13 protein-coding genes are annotated in these 16,523 nt (G+C 71.9%); 3 read left to right on the plus strand and 10 right to left on the minus strand.

What is annotated here, in order from left to right; genetic code table 11:
• Genes ACWZJV_RS05085 through ACWZJV_RS05105 form a run of 5 tightly spaced genes read right to left on the minus strand, consistent with a single transcriptional unit; the run spans position 1 to position 7,586 of the window.
• Positions 1-513, minus strand: a complete 513-nt coding sequence (locus ACWZJV_RS05085; RefSeq protein ID WP_457180439.1) for a GNAT family N-acetyltransferase — start codon at positions 511-513, stop codon at positions 1-3.
• The gene (locus ACWZJV_RS05090; protein WP_457180440.1) at positions 504-2,510 is read right to left on the minus strand and encodes a penicillin acylase family protein; all 2,007 of its coding nucleotides are present in this window, start codon (positions 2,508-2,510) and stop codon (positions 504-506) included. Before ACWZJV_RS05090 ends, ACWZJV_RS05085 begins: the two co-directional genes overlap by 10 nt.
• Positions 2,507-4,804, minus strand: a complete 2,298-nt coding sequence (locus tag ACWZJV_RS05095; protein WP_457180441.1) for a GNAT family N-acetyltransferase — start codon at positions 4,802-4,804, stop codon at positions 2,507-2,509. Before ACWZJV_RS05095 ends, ACWZJV_RS05090 begins: the two co-directional genes overlap by 4 nt.
• Entirely contained in the window at positions 4,801-6,150 is a 1,350-nt protein-coding gene (locus tag ACWZJV_RS05100) for a lysine N(6)-hydroxylase/L-ornithine N(5)-oxygenase family protein (RefSeq protein WP_457180442.1), read from the minus strand. The genes ACWZJV_RS05095 and ACWZJV_RS05100 overlap by 4 nt, the downstream gene beginning before the upstream one ends.
• Entirely contained in the window at positions 6,147-7,586 is a 1,440-nt protein-coding gene (locus ACWZJV_RS05105) for a pyridoxal phosphate-dependent decarboxylase family protein (protein WP_457180443.1), read from the minus strand. Before ACWZJV_RS05105 ends, ACWZJV_RS05100 begins: the two co-directional genes overlap by 4 nt.
• A gap of 104 nt (positions 7,587-7,690) precedes the next feature.
• Between ACWZJV_RS05105 and ACWZJV_RS05110 the strand changes: the two genes are divergently transcribed.
• Positions 7,691-8,947, plus strand: a complete 1,257-nt coding sequence (locus ACWZJV_RS05110; RefSeq protein ID WP_457180444.1) for an MFS transporter — start codon at positions 7,691-7,693, stop codon at positions 8,945-8,947.
• Between the two features lie 18 nt (positions 8,948-8,965).
• On the opposite strand, the gene ACWZJV_RS05115 is transcribed toward ACWZJV_RS05110, so the two are convergent.
• Both ACWZJV_RS05115 and ACWZJV_RS05120 read right to left on the minus strand, forming a co-directional pair.
• Positions 8,966-9,562: a DUF4232 domain-containing protein gene (locus ACWZJV_RS05115; protein WP_457180445.1), complete on the minus strand. Its 597-nt coding sequence runs from the start codon at positions 9,560-9,562 to the stop codon at positions 8,966-8,968.
• Between the two features lie 9 nt (positions 9,563-9,571).
• Positions 9,572-10,474, minus strand: coding sequence for a type II CAAX endopeptidase family protein (locus ACWZJV_RS05120; RefSeq protein ID WP_008358146.1), 903 nt, complete (start codon positions 10,472-10,474; stop codon positions 9,572-9,574).
• A 144-nt stretch (positions 10,475-10,618) separates the two neighbouring features.
• Between ACWZJV_RS05120 and ACWZJV_RS05125 the strand changes: the two genes are divergently transcribed.
• Both ACWZJV_RS05125 and ACWZJV_RS05130 read left to right on the plus strand, forming a co-directional pair.
• Positions 10,619-11,875, plus strand: coding sequence for a sensor histidine kinase (locus tag ACWZJV_RS05125; RefSeq protein WP_457180446.1), 1,257 nt, complete (start codon positions 10,619-10,621; stop codon positions 11,873-11,875).
• Positions 11,872-12,531 carry a response regulator gene (locus ACWZJV_RS05130; RefSeq protein WP_457180447.1) on the plus strand — a complete coding sequence of 220 codons (660 nt, stop codon included), beginning with the start codon at positions 11,872-11,874 and terminating at the stop codon, positions 12,529-12,531. Before ACWZJV_RS05125 ends, ACWZJV_RS05130 begins: the two co-directional genes overlap by 4 nt.
• Before the next feature lies 1 nt (position 12,532).
• Here ACWZJV_RS05130 and ACWZJV_RS05135 read toward each other — a convergent pair whose 3' ends face one another.
• Genes ACWZJV_RS05135 through ACWZJV_RS05145 form a run of 3 tightly spaced genes read right to left on the minus strand, consistent with a single transcriptional unit; the run spans position 12,533 to position 16,469 of the window.
• Positions 12,533-13,150, minus strand: coding sequence for a response regulator (locus ACWZJV_RS05135; RefSeq protein WP_457180448.1), 618 nt, complete (start codon positions 13,148-13,150; stop codon positions 12,533-12,535).
• The gene (locus ACWZJV_RS05140; protein WP_457180449.1) at positions 13,147-14,400 is read right to left on the minus strand and encodes a sensor histidine kinase; all 1,254 of its coding nucleotides are present in this window, start codon (positions 14,398-14,400) and stop codon (positions 13,147-13,149) included. The genes ACWZJV_RS05135 and ACWZJV_RS05140 overlap by 4 nt, the downstream gene beginning before the upstream one ends.
• Positions 14,397-16,469 carry an MMPL family transporter gene (locus ACWZJV_RS05145; protein ID WP_457180450.1) on the minus strand — a complete coding sequence of 691 codons (2,073 nt, stop codon included), beginning with the start codon at positions 16,467-16,469 and terminating at the stop codon, positions 14,397-14,399. The genes ACWZJV_RS05140 and ACWZJV_RS05145 overlap by 4 nt, the downstream gene beginning before the upstream one ends.
• Positions 16,470-16,523: the final 54 nt, after the last annotated feature.

The following is a 16,523-nucleotide window of genomic DNA, read 5'->3' on the forward strand; positions in this document are numbered from 1 at the left end:
TCAGGGCAGGTCGAGGAAGGCGTACTGGGCGACCTTGTGCGGGAGCTGGACGACCGGGCCGCGCTTGAAGCCGTAGTCGTCGAGCCGGGCGAGAGACGCCTCGTTGGTGGCGTCCGGCTCGACGACGATGCGGCGGGCACCGGCCTTGACGATGACCTCCTCGATGAAGAAGTCGAGGACGCCCTCGGTCCGGCCCTGGCGGGTGGGGGTGTCGGCCAGGAAGAGGTGGGCACCGATGTCCCCGGGGCGGCGGTCGTAGAAGGTGCCGAGCTCGTCGACCTCGGGGTCCCAGGTCTGGAACAGGGCGACCGGCTCGCCGTCGATCTCGACGATGTACGCCGCCAGGTGCGGTTGCTCCTGCAGCCAGGTGTAGATCTCCTCGATCTCCTCGCGCGGCTTCTCGACCATGCCCCAGAAGCGGGCCCGGTCGTCGTGCAGCCAGCCGCACAGCAGGTCGATGTCGGCCGACGGCTCCAGGTCGCGGATGGTCAGGACCGGGTCGGTCAGGGGCATGTCTTCTCCTCGGTGAGCAGGGACCAGTCGGTGACGACGCGTACGGCGCCTCCGTCGGCCCAGGCGTCGTGCTGGTCGGTGTGGTGGGGACTGTCCGGGTCGCCGCTGACACCCAGCGGTACGACCCATCGGCTGTTGGCGCGGTCGGCGAGATCCCACGCGTAGCGGGCCACCGATCCACGCACGGTCACGGTGGTGCCCGGGATCCAGGCGTTGCAGCGGACCGTGTCGGTGTCGCCGGGCAGCGGGGTGGCGGGCGCGGACCGGATGTGCGGGAGCTCGAACTGCTCCAGCGCGTGCAGCGGCCAGAAGCGGTGGCTCTCCGGCCATGGCGTCGGCTCACGGCCGGCCACGGCCTTCGCCGCCTCGGCCACCAGCTCGCGCAGGTCCAGGCCGAACGGCTTCTCGGCGGCCAGGATGACGTGCAGCGCACCGGCCACCCGGGCCGGCAGGCTGAACCAGGGCTCGTAGAGCGGCCCGTGCTCCGACGGCTCCCGCAGCGGCGCGAGCGCCGGTGCCGCGCAGATCCGGTCGACGACCTCGGCGCGCAGCTCGGCGTACCAGGCCGCGCCCGGCGACCCGTCCATCGCACCGTCCCACTCGTCCAGGGCCTGCGGCCACAGGTCGGCGGGGACCAGCGCCAGCAGCGGCCCACCGGCCATCTGGGTGGTGTCGGCGAGCACCGCCACCGCGTCCTTCGCCTCGAGCGGACCTGCGTCGGAGAGAAGCTCGCCGATCCGGTGCGCACGGAACGGCGGCGCGAAGCCGGTCGCGAGCACGTCGAACTCCGGCATGCACCGGTCGTTGGCGGTCACCACGGCGCCACCAGGAGAGGCCGTACGCCGCGGGAGCGGGTCGACCCAGCCGGTCCAGTCCCCCGCCTCGTCACGGGTGGGCACGCGGCCGCCGACCGTGTGGACGACGTCGCCGGCCACGTCGGCGATCACCCAGTTGTTGACCGGCTCGACCCAGTGCGCCACCGCCGCCTCCACGTCGGCGACCGAACGTGCCCTCAGCAGCGGCAACAGGGCCCCGAAGCCGAGGTCACCGAGCTCGTGGCCGGGCGTACGCAGCGCCTGACCCCAGCCCTCCTCCGGATCATCGAGGACCACCGGCCCGCGCTCGGTCTCGAGGATCTCGACCGAGACCGGCTCGTGTCCGCGGACGAGCACCGTCTCCTCGCTCCGCCGGACCACGTCGCCGCCCGGACGCAGGTCGACCCGGTAGAGGTCCTGGTAGTCGCCCATCGCGTTGGTGATCCCCCAGGCGACCCGACCGGCGTGCGCGAAGTGCTGCACACCGGGTACGCCGGGGAAGGTCATCCCGACCACGTCGAAGGCGTCGTCGGGATCGGTGCACGCAAGCCGCACCTGGAGGTAGACGTTGGGCGCCTCGAAGACCCGGTGCGGGTCCCCGGCCACCAGCGGCAGACCGGATCCGGTGCGGCCGCCGCCGACGGCGTACGCGTTGGAGCCGCCGGACAGGCCTCCGGTCAACCCTTCCGTGCGGAACAGCTCGGCCTCGGCGCCGAGCACGCGCGCGGCCCGGGCGCCGAAGAGCTTCGAGGGGAACGAGCCGAAGAGGATCTGCTGCACCCAGAAGACCGCCAGCGGCGTCCACGGCTGCCAGGTCCCCGGCGCCGGCCCGAGCCCGTCGGGCCCGTCCAGCTCGACGCAGGACGTCTCGGCGAGTCCGGTGCGGACCCCGTCGACGTACGCCGCCAGGAACTCCTGCGTCTCCACGTCGAGCCCGGCGTAGGCAGCGCGCGCGACGGCCTCGATCCGGGCGCGGCGCGCGAAGGTGTCCCACTCCAGCCCGGCCGGGCCGAGCAGCTCGGCGGTGCGGCCCTCACCGCGCAGGCGCTCGATCTCGAGCTGCCAGGCGCGGTCCCGCGCGGTGGCCCGGCCCTGGAGCCGGGCCACCTCGGTCAGCGAGGCACCCCGCACATGCGGGATGCCCCACTCGTCACGGCAGAGCCCATTTGATGGGGGCGTCATACGACCGGACTGGCGACCGGGTCGGCGACCGGGTTGGCGAGGGTGCCCGCGAAGATGAGCGACTCGGCCTGGTCGGTGATGTCGACCATCTGCAGCGTGTTGCGCAGCTGCAGCCGGTTGAGGCACGAGTGGCGGAAGCGCGGGCGCAGGAAGTCGTAGCGCGCGACCGCGTCGGCCAGCTCGGGGTGGTCGGCGGCGTGGTCGACGATGCACGCCCGGGCCTCGGCCCAGAACTCGGTCTCCGGCAGCACGCCCTCATCATCGAGGATCGCGGCGACGTAGCGCAGCACCCCGTCGAAGATGTCGGTGTGCACGGCCAGCGCCTTGACGTCGTCCGGGAAGGAACCGCGGATCCGGGAGACCTCCTCGGGCAGGGGCAGGTCACCCATCACCGCCACCTCCTCACCGATGTCCTTCATGAACATCCGCACCGGGACGTGGTCGCGCAGCACCATCACCAGGTTCTCGCCGTGCGGCATGAACGCCAGGTCGTACGCCAGCAGGCAGTGCACCAGCGGCCGCAGGTAGGCGTCGAGGTAGCTGCGCACCCACTCCCGGGCGGGCAGCCCGGAGGCACGGACCAGCTCGGCGGCGTACGAGGCACCGGCCGCGTCGCGGTGGAGCAGCGCCGCCATCGTCGCGCACCGCTCCCCCTCGGCGAGCCGCGGCACCGGCGACTCGCGCCACAGCGCGGCGATCATCTTCCGGTAGGGCGAGGGGGTCGGCAGCTCGTGGAAGATGTCGCCGGTCCAGCCGATCGAGGCCAGCTCGCGCAGCACGCCGAAGCCGCGCTCCTTCAGCTCCGCGTCACCCTCGACCAGGTCGGCGACCCAGTCGTTGATGACCGGGGTCGCGGCCATGTAGGCCGGGGAGAGTCCGCGCATGAAGCCCATGTTCTGGATCGACAGCGCGGTCTTGACGTAGTGCCGCTCGGGCCGGCTGGTGTTGAAGTACGTCCGGATCGACTGCTGCGGACGGTGGACATCTTCCCCCGAGCCGACCAGCACGATCCGGCGCGCGGCGACGTCCGCCGCGAAGGTGACCGCCAGCTTGTGGCGCCACTGCCACGGGTGGACGGGCAGGTAGCGGAACCCGTCCGGGTCGAGCCCGAGCCCGCGCAGCTTCGCCGCGAACCGGGCCAGGGTGGCCTCACCGAGCTCGGCCGCGTAGAGGCGGTCCTCGTCCTCGCCACGGCCCAGGGCCAGGTGGGACTGGTCCCGGGGGACGGCGACCCACAGCAGGCTGAGGTCGTTGCTCGTCTCCGGCGCCCAGCGGGCGTGGTCGTCGATGTCGAAGCCGATCCGGCCGTTGTTGGCGACGAAGGCGGGGTGGCCCTCGCTCATCGCCCCCTCGACGCTCTGGTGGTCGGCGTCGACCAGGTCGGTCGCGGTCAGCGTCTGGTGCTCGAGCTTCCAGCAGGCCGAGGCGATGGTCGCCGCCAGCTCCTCCAGGTAGGTCGGCAGCAGCTTGTCCGGGATGCCCAGATCCGGCGCGAACTCGGCGACGAACGCCTGCGCGTCGACCACGTCCTCCACGTCCCGTGCCTCACCGGTGCGTCGCACGATCGAGTCCGGGTCCACGACCCAGTGGTCGAGCAGGAAGCGACGGGCGGAGAACGCGTACGTCGAGGACGGTCCCTGCAGCTCCCAGCCGCCGTCGGCCCCCTCGTCGACGGCAGTCGGGGCGATCAGCCGCTCGTGGCTGAACTCCGCGATCGCCTTGGCGACCAGGTGCCGGTGAGCGACCCGGACGTTCTCCGGGCGCAGGTGGGCGGCTGCGTACATCTCCCGGGTGCAGACCGAGAGCATCGCGGTCTTCTCCCCGATGCTGATCTCGCGCAGCTCGACGAAACCGGCCTCGGTGTTCTTGCGCCGGATCGGCTCGTTGCGTACGTCCGGCTCGACCACCACACGACGGACCCCGGGATCGGCGAAGCAGTGCCGCATGACCGCCCGGAAGACCCGGGTCGTGTAGCCCGAGACGGGCTCGCCGGAGGTCGGTGCGACCAGCACGTGCATGCCCAGGTCGCCCGGCGCCAGGTCGGGCACGTGGGTGATCCCGGCGAGCTCGCTGCGCGCGGGGTCGTAGGTCTCGACCAGGAACGCCGGCACGCCGTCGACCCGGCCGAGCCAGGCGTCGTGGTGCGGGTGGGCGGCGATCCGCGCGTACTCCGCGGCGACGTCCTCCAGCGTGGCGTCGAGCATCATCCAGTACGCCGAGCGCGGATGGGTCACCCAGGAGTGGACGGTGCCGAGGTGGGCCTCGATCTCGAGCGGTTCGATCGTGATCCTCATCGGTTCTCCATATCTACGGTGGTCGAGCTTGTCGAGACCCCGGGCTGAAGCTTGAAGCGGTCCGGGACGCCGAACTCCTGGAAGGCGACCCGCTTCTCGACCGGGTAGGGCTCGCGGCCGAGGATGGCGGCGAGGATCACCGAGCTGCGGTAGGCGCCCATGCCGAGGTCGGGGGCGACGAAGCCATGGGTGTGCTCCTCGCCGTTCTGCACCCAGATCTCACGGTCTGCGGTGTCGACCGAGAAGGTCGCGCTGGCCGCATAACGACCCTGCGAGTCCAGGCGGATCCGGTCACGGACCGGCTCCAGGAAGGCCGGGATGCCGGCGCGGTAACCGGTCGCGAGGACGAGCGCCTCGGTCGACATCGCGTAGTCCTCCTCCTGCTCCACGTGGTGGAGCGCGAGGTGGTAGCCGCCGTCGGTGCGGGTCACGCCGCGCACCTCGGTGTTGGTCAGCAGCGTGGTCTCGGCCGCCTCGGTGACCGAGCGGGTGTAGAGCGCCTCGTGGATCGCGTCGATCGTGTCGCCCGAGATGCCCTTGTAGAGGCTCTGCTGCGACTTCAGCAGCCGGTCGCGCTTCTCGGCCGGGAGCGACTGGAAGTAGGCGGAGTACTCCGGCGAGGTCAGCTCGAGGGTGAGCTTGGTGTACTCCATCGAGAAGAATCGCGGGCTGCGGGTCAGCCAGGCCAGCTGGTAGTCGTGGTCGGGCTGGGCGTTCAGCAGGTCGAGGTACACCTCGGCGGCCGACTGGCCGCTGCCGACCACGGTGATGCTGCGCCGGGACACGAGCTCGTCGCGGCGAGCCAGGTACTCCGAGCTGTGCAGCGCCGGCCCCTCGGCCGCCACCGCCTCGGCCGCGCACTCGGGGACCCGCGGGCTCGTCCCGGTCCCGAGCACCAGCCGCCTGGTCCGATGTGTCTCGCCGGAAGCGGTGGTGAGGACGTACGTCTCGCCGTCGTGCTCCACGGAGGCGACCTGCTGCCCGAACCGGACGGAGCCGAGCTGCGAGGCGACCCACTGACAGTACTGGTTGTACTCGCGCCGGTGGGGCAGGAAGTTCTCCCGGATGTAGAACGGGTAGATCCGGCCGGTCTGCTTGAGGAAGTTGAGGAAGCTGAACCGCGAGGTCGGGTCGGCCATCGTCACCAGGTCGGCCAGGAACGGCACCTGCAGGGTGGCCTCGTCGAGCATCATGCCCGGGTGCCAGTCGAACCGGTCGCGGCCCTCGAGGAAGAGGCAGTCGAGCTCGTCGATCGGGTCGGCGAGCGCGGCCAGGCCGAGGTTGAACGGGCCGAGCCCGATGCCGATCAGGTCATGGACGTCAGCTGATGTGTCGGGAGCGTTCATCGGGCGACCTCCGGAACGGCACGGCCCAGCGTACGGACCTGCTCGATGATGTCGAGCACGTCCTGCACCGAGGCCATGGGGTTGAGCAGGGTGAGCTTGAGGAACTGCCGGCCGTCGACCTTGGTGGCGGCGACGACACCGCGGCCGCCGCTCCACATCTCCGCACGGATCCGTCGGTTGAGGTCGCCCAAGGCGTCCTCGTCCAGGTGCGGGTCGACGTAGCGGAAGACGACGGTGGAGAGCTGGGAGGGCGTGACGACCTCGATGTCGGACTGCAGGCTGAGGATGTCGTAGACCTCGCGGGCCAGGTCGATCACGGTCTCGAGGTAGGCACCGATCTGGTCGGCGCCCATCGTGCGCAGGGTGAGCCACAGTTTGAGCGCGTCGAAGCGGCGGGTGGTCTGCAGGGACTTGTCGACCTGGTTGGGGTTCTCCGACTCCCGCGGGTTGAGATAGTCGGCGTACCAGGAGGCGTGCTGCATGGTCGCCAGGTCGCGGACCAGGAGCGCGCTGGAGGAGACCGGCTGGAACCAGGTCTTGTGGTAGTCGATCGTGATCGAGTTCGACCGGTCGATGCCGTCGAGCAGGTGGCGGTACTTCGGCGAGGCCAGCAGCCCACCGCCGTACGCCGCGTCGACGTGGAACCAGACGTTGAAGTCCTGGCAGGCGTCGGCGATGGCGTGGAGCGGGTCGATCACACCGAAGTCGGTGGTGCCTGCGGTAGCCACGACCGCCGCCGGCACGAGGCCGTCGACGACGCACTCGTCGAGCGCCTCACGCAGCGCGGCGACGTCCATCCGGTGCTCGGCGTCGGTCGGGATCGCGATCGCGGCCGATTCGCCCATGCCGAGCAGACGGGCCGACTTGGCGATGGAGAAGTGGCTGTCCGCGGAGGTCAGGAAGCGCAGCCGGTCCAGAGGTACGCCGCGGCGCTCCGCCTCGCCGCGGGCCAGGAGCAGCGCCTGCAGGTTGGACTGGCTGCCGCCGCTGGTGAAGATGCCGTCGCGGGTCGCCTCGGGGTAACCGGCGCGGGCGGCGGTCCAGTCGATGAGGCGACGCTCCATGAACGTGCCGCCCACGGACTGGTCGAAGGTGTCCATCGAGGTGTTGACGGCCGCGATCAGCAGCTCCCCGACGAGGGAGGGGATGACGACCGGGCAGTTGAGGTGAGCGGCGTAGGACGGGTCGTGGAACCAGACCGCGTCCTTGAGCCACAGCCGGCTGACCTCGGCGAGCGCCGCGGTGCTGTCGACGAGAGGGTTGTCCAGGTCGACCTCGGCGACCGGTTCGGCGGCCGCCTCGGGCGAGATCCCGGTGGTGGGGCCTTCGAGCGTGGCGAGCTGGTCGACGAGCAGTCTGATTGCTTCGGTGATCCCGCTGGTGTACTCACGAGCATTGTCGGGGTGGAACAGATGCTCCAAGTGCGGTGCGCTCACTGGTCTCCTTCGACGCGGGGGGATTAGGTTAGGCGAACCTAAGTGAGGCTACCCTAAACGCATCCCCGCCAGACAGGTGGGCCAGAGAGAGGACGATCACACCCGTGCCGAACTCCCCCAGCCAGGCCGCTCGCGTGCTCGCCGGCTTCGCGTTCGCCTCCCTCGGCAACGGCCTCACCCTGCCGTTCCTCTACGTCTACATGGCCCAGGTCCAGGACCTCGGGTCGTCGACCGCCGGTTGGATGTTCGCCTGGATGGGCGTGGTCGGCCTGCTCGCCGCCCCCGGGGTCGGAGCGCTCCTGGACCGCTTCGGACCTCGCGCGGTGCTGCTGGGCGCGCTGGCCGTGGAGGCGGTCTCGATCGGGTCGCTCGGCTTCGTCGACGGCACCGTGCCCACGATGGCGGTGCTCGCCGGCGTGGTCGTGGGCGCCTCTCCGCTGTGGCCGGGCACGACGACCATGCTGGCCGCGATGGTCCCCGCGGCCGACCGCGAGCGCGCCTACGGCTTCGCCTTCCTGGGGCTCAACGCGGGCATCGGCCTGGGCGGCCTGGTCAGCGCGTTCCTCATCGACGTCGAGCGCCCGGAGACCTTCCAGACGCTCTACCTGTGCGACGCCGTCGCCTACCTCGCCTACGCCGCGGTGCTCGCCTTCCTGGTCCGCTCCCCCGCCCGCCCCGCGCAGGGCGACGCGGACGACGCGACCGCCGGCTCCTGGGGCGAGGTGCTCCGGGACCGGCGGGCGGTGGCCCTGGTCGGCTGCGGCGTGCTCGCGGTGACCTTCGGCTACGGGCAGCTCGAGGCCGGCGCGACCGCCTACGCCGTGGACGTGGCCGGGGTGCCGGCGACCGCTCTCGGCTGGGCCTTCGCCGCGAATGCCGCCGTGATCGTGTGCGGGCAGGTCGTCCTGCTGCGGCTCACGTCGGGGTGGCGGCGTACGACCGCTCTGGCCTGCGCCGTGCTGACCTGGTCGCTGGCCTGGAGCGTGCTGGCGGCCGCAGACCTGATGCCCGTGGCCGGCGCGGTGGCCGCCGTCGTGATCGGCCTCGCGATCTTCGGCCTCGGCGAGACGCTGTGGGCGCCGATCGTGACCGGCCTGGCGAACACCATCGCCCCCGACCACCTGCGCGGCCGCTACAACGCCTCGCTCGGACTCACCCTGACGCTCGGTCAGATCCTCGGACCGGCGCTGGCCGGCTCCCTCATCGGCAGCGGCCTCGGCCACCTGTGGGCGTTCGTCGTCATCGGCGGCACCCTCACCGCTGGCCTGGTGCTGACCCGGCTCCGCTTCCTGCTCACCGCGGCCGAGGACGGCGCCCCGGAGGCCGAAGCCTCCGAGGCGCCGGTCGCCGAACGGATCTGATCAACCGGATCTGACGGGTCAGCCGGAGAAGGGCACGGCCTTCGCGGCGTCGGTGTGCCAGTTGGTGCCGATCGGCTGATCGACCTCGGCGGTGCTCGGCAGCTTCAGGGACACCGGGTCCATGTCGCCCTCGCGCGCGGAGACGATGATCTCGTCGAACTGCACGCCGCCCTGCTGCGCTCCGCTGTGCGGGTTGACCCCGGCGTACGCCTTGGTGGAGCCGGTCATCGTGATCGGCTCGCCCTCGGCCTGCTCGCTCGGCATCACGTCGCCGGAGACGGCCGAGCCGAAGCCGGCCTCGATCGTCCGGCCCGCGAGGGTGCAGGTCACGCCGGGCTTGGCGGTCGCGGTGACCAGGTAGTAGCCGCCCGCCTGGGACTCCTCCGAGACCGTGAAGGTCAGGTCGCCGGTGGCACATTCCCCACCGGCCTCCTCCGACTCGGACGGCTCGGTGGTCGGCTCGGTCGTCGGGGTTGCGGACCCGCTCTCCGCCGACGGGCTGGGGCTGCTCTGCGCACCGGCGTCGTCGGTGTTCTCGGAGGAGCACGCCGACACGGCGAGTGCGATGGTAGCGAGGACGAGCGGCGCGGCACTGCGCCGGATACGGAGAGGCACCTGCTGAATCTATACAGACCGAGCCGATTCCTTTACGTATCCCAGCCGCCCGCGCGTGGCGAGGACCAGGAGCGCTGCGACGACACCCGACCCGACCAGCAGCGCGAGCTGGAACTCGTCGGCGTCGACGTCGGGGAAGACCTCGGCGAAGGCCACCGACGCGAAGTTGTTGACGCTGACGTGCAGGAGCATGGCCAGCGGCAGGCTCTGCCCGGTGCGGTTGAAGACCCAGGTCATCACGATGCCGAAGGTGAAGCAGAAGCCGGCGAAGACGAGCGGCGCGAACCAGCTGACCTCCGGCCAGCCGCCCCAGTCGGTCAGGAAGAGCGGCATGTGCCACAGCGCCCAGATCGGACCGAGCACGAACGCGGAGCCGAGCGGCCCGACCTTGCGCTGCAGCCGGGGCAGAGCGAAGTCGCGCCAGCCCGGCTCCTCGGCGAGACCGGTCGTGACCATCTGCATCAGCAGCCCCGGGACGTACGCCACCGCCACGATCAGCCACGCCTGCGACGGCGTCGCCATCTGGTGCCCGGTGGCCTGCAGCGAGACGATGATCGCGGCCGGCACGCCGATCAGGATGCCGGCGTACCAGCGCCAGCTCGCCCGCCAGCGCCACATCCCCCGAACCCAGGCCCGCAGGCCCGCCCGGCCGCCGACGATCCCGGTGACCAGCGCGGCGCTGCCGATCGGGCCGAGGTAGGCACCCGGGAGCATCCCGAGGAGCTGCCCGCCGATCATGCCGCCGGGGAAGGTGAGGTCCCAGAGGCCGAGGCCGCTGTTGGACAGGACGTAGGGCGTCCAGGCCAGCCAGCTCGCCGCGAGGGCGAGCACGAAGAACGTGGAGAGCTGGTGGCGGCGTACGAATGCTCGTAGGCCTTGGTCCGGCTGGGTCACCGGGAGTGTGGTGGTCATGGTCGTTCTCTTTCGAGTCGGGTCGATTCCGTGACCCGAACCTAGGAATCTGAGCGACCCTGTCGCGCCGGGCAAAAGGGCGAACCTTCGTACTTGCATCGAAAGATGCTGGTGACCGAGACCGGTTGCGTAAAGGATGATCGCGTGAACGATGTGACGACACGGATCGTGACGCGACTGCTCCCGCCCCTGGTGGTCTGGCTGCTCACCACGGTGCTGCTGGTGGTCGCACCCGGCCTCGACTCCGCCGACCCGTCCGTCGCGGGGACCCCGGCTCTCGGCAGCGCCGGTTGGTGGGTCGCGTTCGCGGTGCTCACCGGCCAGGCGGTGGTGCTGCTCGGGCGGCGTGCGCGGCCGTTGGCGGTGCTGCTGGTCGTCGCCGCGGGTGCGGTCGTGCTGGCGGTGAGCGGCGCGGGCGACGTCACCAGCCTCTCCTCGGCCGCCGTGGTGGTCGCGGTGTGGTCGGCGGTGACCTCGACCCCGCTCCCCCGCCGGATCGGTGCGCTCGCCGGCGGGTTGGCCGGTGCCGGGCTGCTGGTCGCGGCGGGAACGGCACTGAGCCAGACGAGCATCGGCCTCGCGGCCGGCACCGCGGCCCTCGCCGGCCTCGTCCAGGGTGCGGGCGTGATCGTCCTGCCGGCGCTGCTCGCCGCCACCGTGCGGGCGCGGCGCGATGCCCGGGTGGCCCGGACCGACCTCGCTCTCGCCGTCGACCGCGAGCAGTCCGCTCAGATCGCCGCGGCGATCGCGGAGGAGCGGACCGCGATGGCGCGCGAGCTCCACGACATCGCCGCCCACCACCTGACCGGCATCGCGGTGATGACCGGCGCGGTCGAGCGGCAGATCGACACCGACCCGGCGGGCGCGAAGGAGTCCGTACGCCAGGTCCGCACCCAGAGCACCGCGATGCTCCGCGAGCTGCGCGGCCTGGTCACGCTCCTGCGCAGCCCCGGGCAGGCCGAGGAGGCGAGCGGGCACGAGCGCCTGTCCCATCTGGGATCGCTCGTCGAGGACGCCCGTCGTGCCGGGCTCCCGGTGTCGCTCTCGAACCTGGGGCCCGCGACAGCGTTCGAGAAGGTCGGGCCGCTCGCCCAGCTCTCCGCCTACCGCACCGTGCAGGAGTGCCTCGCCAACGCCGCCCGGCATGCGCCGGGAGCGCCGTGCGAGGTGGTCGTCGACGCCCGGGAGCCGGCCGAGGTGGTGGTGATGGTGCGCAATGGGCCGCCACCCGGTCCCGTCGCGCCTTCCGGGTCCCTGAGGCGCCGCGGGCTCGGCCTGGTCGGGATGCAGGAGCGCGCCGATCTGACCGGCTCGACCCTCGAGGCCGGGCCGACCGCCGAGGGCGGCTGGCAGACCCGGCTGCGGATCCCCGCGGTCGAGACCGCGGAGGTGTCCGGATGATCCGGGTCGTGGTCGCCGACGACCAGCCGCTGGTGCGTGCCGGGCTGCGTACGCTGCTGGAGACCGAGCCCGACATCGAGGTCGTCGCGGTGGCCGAGGACGGCGCGAAAGCCGTCGAGCAGGCGCTGGCGCTGCGCCCCGACGTGGTCTGCATGGACATCCGGATGCCCGGCCGCGACGGCATCAGCGCCACCCGCGAGCTCTGCGGACCCGACGTCGCCGACCCGGTCCCGGTGCTCGTCCTGACCACCTTCGACATCGACGACTACGTCTTCGGCGCCCTCGAGGCCGGCGCCTCCGGCTTCCTCCTCAAGGACGCCGACCCCGACGCCATCGTCGCCGCCGTCCGCTCCGTCGCCGCCGGTCATGGCACCCTCGACACCTCCCTGACCCGCCGCGTCCTGCGCGAGGTCGTCACCCGGAGGCGTACGCAGCCCGTGACCGCCGCCCGCGGCACCGAGCTCCTCACCACCCGCGAGCTCGACATCCTGCTCCACCTCGCCGAGGGCATGTCCAACGAGGAGATCGCCCAGGCCCTCGTCCTCGAGGTCTCCACGGTGAAGTCCCATCTGGCCCGGATGATGCCCAAGCTCGGGGTGAAGTCGCGGCTGCAGGCCGCCGTCTGGGCCTACCAGTCCGGGCTCATCGAGCACTGATTCAGATCAGGCCGGTCTCCTGGGCGACGTGGATCGCTCGGGAGCGGCTGTCGACGTCGAGCTTGGTGAAGATGTGCGCGAGGTGGCTCTTCACGGTCGCCTCGGTGACGAAGAGCGTGCGGGCGATCTCCCGGTTCGTGGCGCCCCGCGCCAGGTGCCGCAGCACCTCGATCTCCCGGTCGGTCAGCCGCGGCAGCGGGCTCCGCATGCCCTTGAGCACCCGCGCGGCGAGGTCCGGCGCGAGCACCATGTCACCGGCGGCGGCCCGCCGGATCCCCTCGACGATGACCTCCGGGTCGACGTCCTTGAGGAGATAGCCGGCGGCACCGGCCTCGATCGCGCCGAGCACCTCGGCGTCACGGTCGAAGGTCGTCAGGATCAGCACCGCCGGCGCCGGGTCGAGAGCCCTCAGCGCGGCGGTGGTCCGGATGCCGTCGATCCCGCTGCCGAGCCGCAGGTCGCACAGCACGACATCGGGACGGAGGTCGCCGGCGAGCACGATCGCCTCCTCCCCCGTGGCCGCCTCGCCGATCACCCGCAGGGACTCGCCGGCGTCGATCACCGCACGCAGCCCGCTGCGTACGACCGGGTGGTCGTCGACGAGGAGCACCGTGGTCATCGCGGCCCCTCGGTGTGGATCGGCAGATGGGCGGAGATCGCGGTGCCCTCCCCGGGCGTGCTCTCCACGTCGAGCCCGCCGCCGAGCTCGCGAAGCCGGGCCCGCATGAACCGCAGGCCGTAGCTCGACGATCCCGCGCCGCCGGCGTCCTGCTCCCAGGCGGCGACGTCGAAGCCGGCCCCGTCGTCGCTGATGTCCAGGCGTACCGAGTCCTGGTCGTCGGTCAGGGTGACGACGACCCGGGTGGCGCCGGCGTGGAGACGTACGTTGGACAGCGCCGACTGCGCGGTGCGGAGCAGTGCGACCTCGACCTCGGTCCGCAGCAGCGGGAGGGTGTCGTCGACATGGAGCTCGGCCACCAGGCCCGCCTCGTCGTGCGCGCGGTCGAGCATCCGCCGCAGCGCCGAGGCGAGCGCGGCGTCCTCGAGCTCGGCGGGAGCCAGCGCCGCCACGATCCGGCGTACGTCGGCGAGGCTGTCGCCGGCGAGCGCCTCGACCTGCGCGAACGTCCGCGACGCGTCCTCGTCCGTGGTGCGGCTGCCGCCGGCATGGGTCAGCAGCCGGATCGAGGAGAGCGCCTGGGCGATGGTGTCGTGGATGTCGCGGGAGATCCGGGTGCGCTCGGCGACGGCCCCGGAGTGGCGCTGCGCCAGCACGAGCTCGTCCTGCAGCTCGGCCATCTCCTGCTGGGCGCTCCGCAGCGAGGTCACCAGCCGCTCGCGCTCGGCGGCGTCCCGCAGGAGCTGGAGGTAGCCACGCGAGATGCCGAACGCGAAGATGCCGCCGATGACCGGGCCGAAGACGTCCGCATAGCTGGTCGTGCCGCGGTCCAGGACGGGGGCGACGATCACGACCACGAGGATCAGTGCCGAGAAGGCCAGCCCCCAGCGCAGCGGCAGCAGGTGACCGGCGAGCAGCCACAGCAGGAACGCCAGCCAGACGAACTCGGCCGAGACCACGACCGCGGCGGTCCAGATCGCGGCGAAGCCGACCAGCCACCACACCAGGAGCCGGCGCGAGCGTGTCCGGGAGGGCAGGACCACCCCGGCGGTGTGCCACCCGAGGATCGCGACTCCCGAGGCGACCGCGACCGGAAGCGCCACGCCGTCGCCGACGGCACGGCTGACGCCGATCGCGGTCAGCACGACGGCGATGACGTGCTGGCCGACCTCCATGGCCCGCACCGTCGACCGGGCCGAGGTGGAACCCGAGGGGCCGGTCCACCCCAGCGGCATGTGCACGACGCTCATGAGACCAATACTCTCCCGGCCCGCCCCGCCGGCCTGCTCGGCCACCAGATTCGTTCGCCGACGAGTGCGAAGATCGCCGGGACGATCACCGTGCGCACCACCAGCGTGTCGACGAGCACGCCGACCCCGACGATCAGGCCGAGCTGTCCGAGGACCACCAGCGGGAGCACCCCGAGCGCGGCGAACACCGCGGCCAGCACGATGCCCGCGCTGGTGATCACGTTGCCCGTGTGGGCGACCGCCTCGACCATGGCCGCCCGGGTGCCGACCGTCGCCACCTCCGAGCGCGCCCGGTGGACGAGGAAGATCGTGTAGTCGATCCCGAGCGCGACCAGGAACAGGAACGCCAGGATCGGCACCTGGAGGTCGAGTGCGTGCTGGTCGAACAGCACCCGGCTCAGCCAGCTCCCCGCCCCGATCGCGGCCGCCGCGCTGGCGAGGTTGACCAGGAGCAGCAGCACCGGGGCGACCAGCGAACGCAGCAGTGCGAGGAGGACGAGGAAGCTCACCGCGAGCACCAGCGGCGCGACCAGCAGCAGGTCGCGCTCGCTCCCCTCCTTCGCGTCCAGCTCGGTGGCGACGGCACCGCCGACGAGCGCGTCCGCGCCCGGGATCGGGTGGACGGCCTCACGAAGCTCGGCGATCTGGTCGAGGCTGCGCTCGGTGCCCGGCGAGAAGGCGCTGGTCACGGAGATCTTCGTGAGCGATCCGTCGTCGGTGGTTCCGGCCGGGTGGGCGCGTACGACTCCCTCGACCTCGGCCACGGCCGCAACCACCTCGTCGGTCGCCGTGCTGTCGGCGACGACGTGGATCGGCTGGGCCTCGCCCGGCGGGAAGTGGGCCGAGAGCGTCTCCAGGCCGGCGGCCGACTCGGACTGCACCCGGAACTTCTCGACCTGGTCGAGGCCGACCGAGGTGCCGAACAGGCCGGCGGCCATCACCGCGAGCAGCGCGAGCCCGCCGACGAGGCTTGCCACCGGCCGCTTCGCGACCCGGGAGGCGATCACCCGCCACGTACGCCCCTGGGTGCGTGCCCCGCCAGGGCGAGGGATGAACGGCCAGAAGAGCCTGCGCCCGCACACCGCCAGCAACGGCGGCAGCACGAACAGCACCGCCACCAGCGCGATCAGCAGACCGATCGCGGCCGGGATCCCCAGGCCGCGGGTCATCGGGATCGTGGCGAAGACCAGGGCCAGCAGGGCGAGCACGACCGTCACGTTCGAGGCGAGCACCGCGGGGACCGTCGTGCGCCAGGCGCGGCTCAGCGCAGCCCGGTCGTCCTCGCTCTGCTGCAGCTCCTCCCGGTAGCGGGAGATCAGCAGGAGCGCGTAGTTCGTGCCGGCGCCGAACACGAGCACGCTGACGATGCCGGCGTCGAACTCGAGGTTCCACAGCGCTCCGGCCGCCGCGGTGACCCTCGCCGCCAGCCCGTCGGCGAGCGCGACCACGATCAGCGGGACGAGCCACAGCACCGGCGATCGGTAGGTGATGATCAGCAGGATCGCGACGATCAGGATCGTCACCAGCAGCAGCGTGACGTCCGCGCCCTCGAAGGCGGCGGCCATGTCGGCACCGAATGCCGGCCCACCGGTCACCTCGAGGATGATCCCGTCGGGCGCCTTCGCCGCGATGGCCGTACGAAGGGCCTCGATCGTCGCCTCCGTCTCGGCGTTGTCGGCTCCGACCCTGATCGGGGCCGACAGGACCGCCGCCCTCCCGTCCTCGCTGACCATGGGCTCGCCGGCACCCGCCGCGTCCCCGACCGGGCGGAGACCCTCGAGGTCACCCGCGGAGAGCTCGCCGCCGTCCGCGCGCGTGGCGACGACGATCGCGGCCTGACGGTCCGCCCCCGGGAACTCCTCCATCAGCTCACCGACGCGCGTCGACTCCGAGCCCACCGGCGCCTGCCCGGACCGCTCCGGTGCCTCCACCCCGCCGAGGAGTCCGAAGAGCACGCCCATCACGACCGCTGCGAGCCCGAGGGCCAGCCACGCCCCTCGCCGTGAGGTCAACCTGTCTGCGACGTGCGGACGGGCGACCGACCGCGTACGAACAAGAGAATCTGCCATGCCACCAACTCCATCAGCGGTGGCATGGCAGATCATCGCGAACAAGGCTGAGCC

It is taken from the genome of Nocardioides sp. WG-D5, assembly GCF_054031175.1.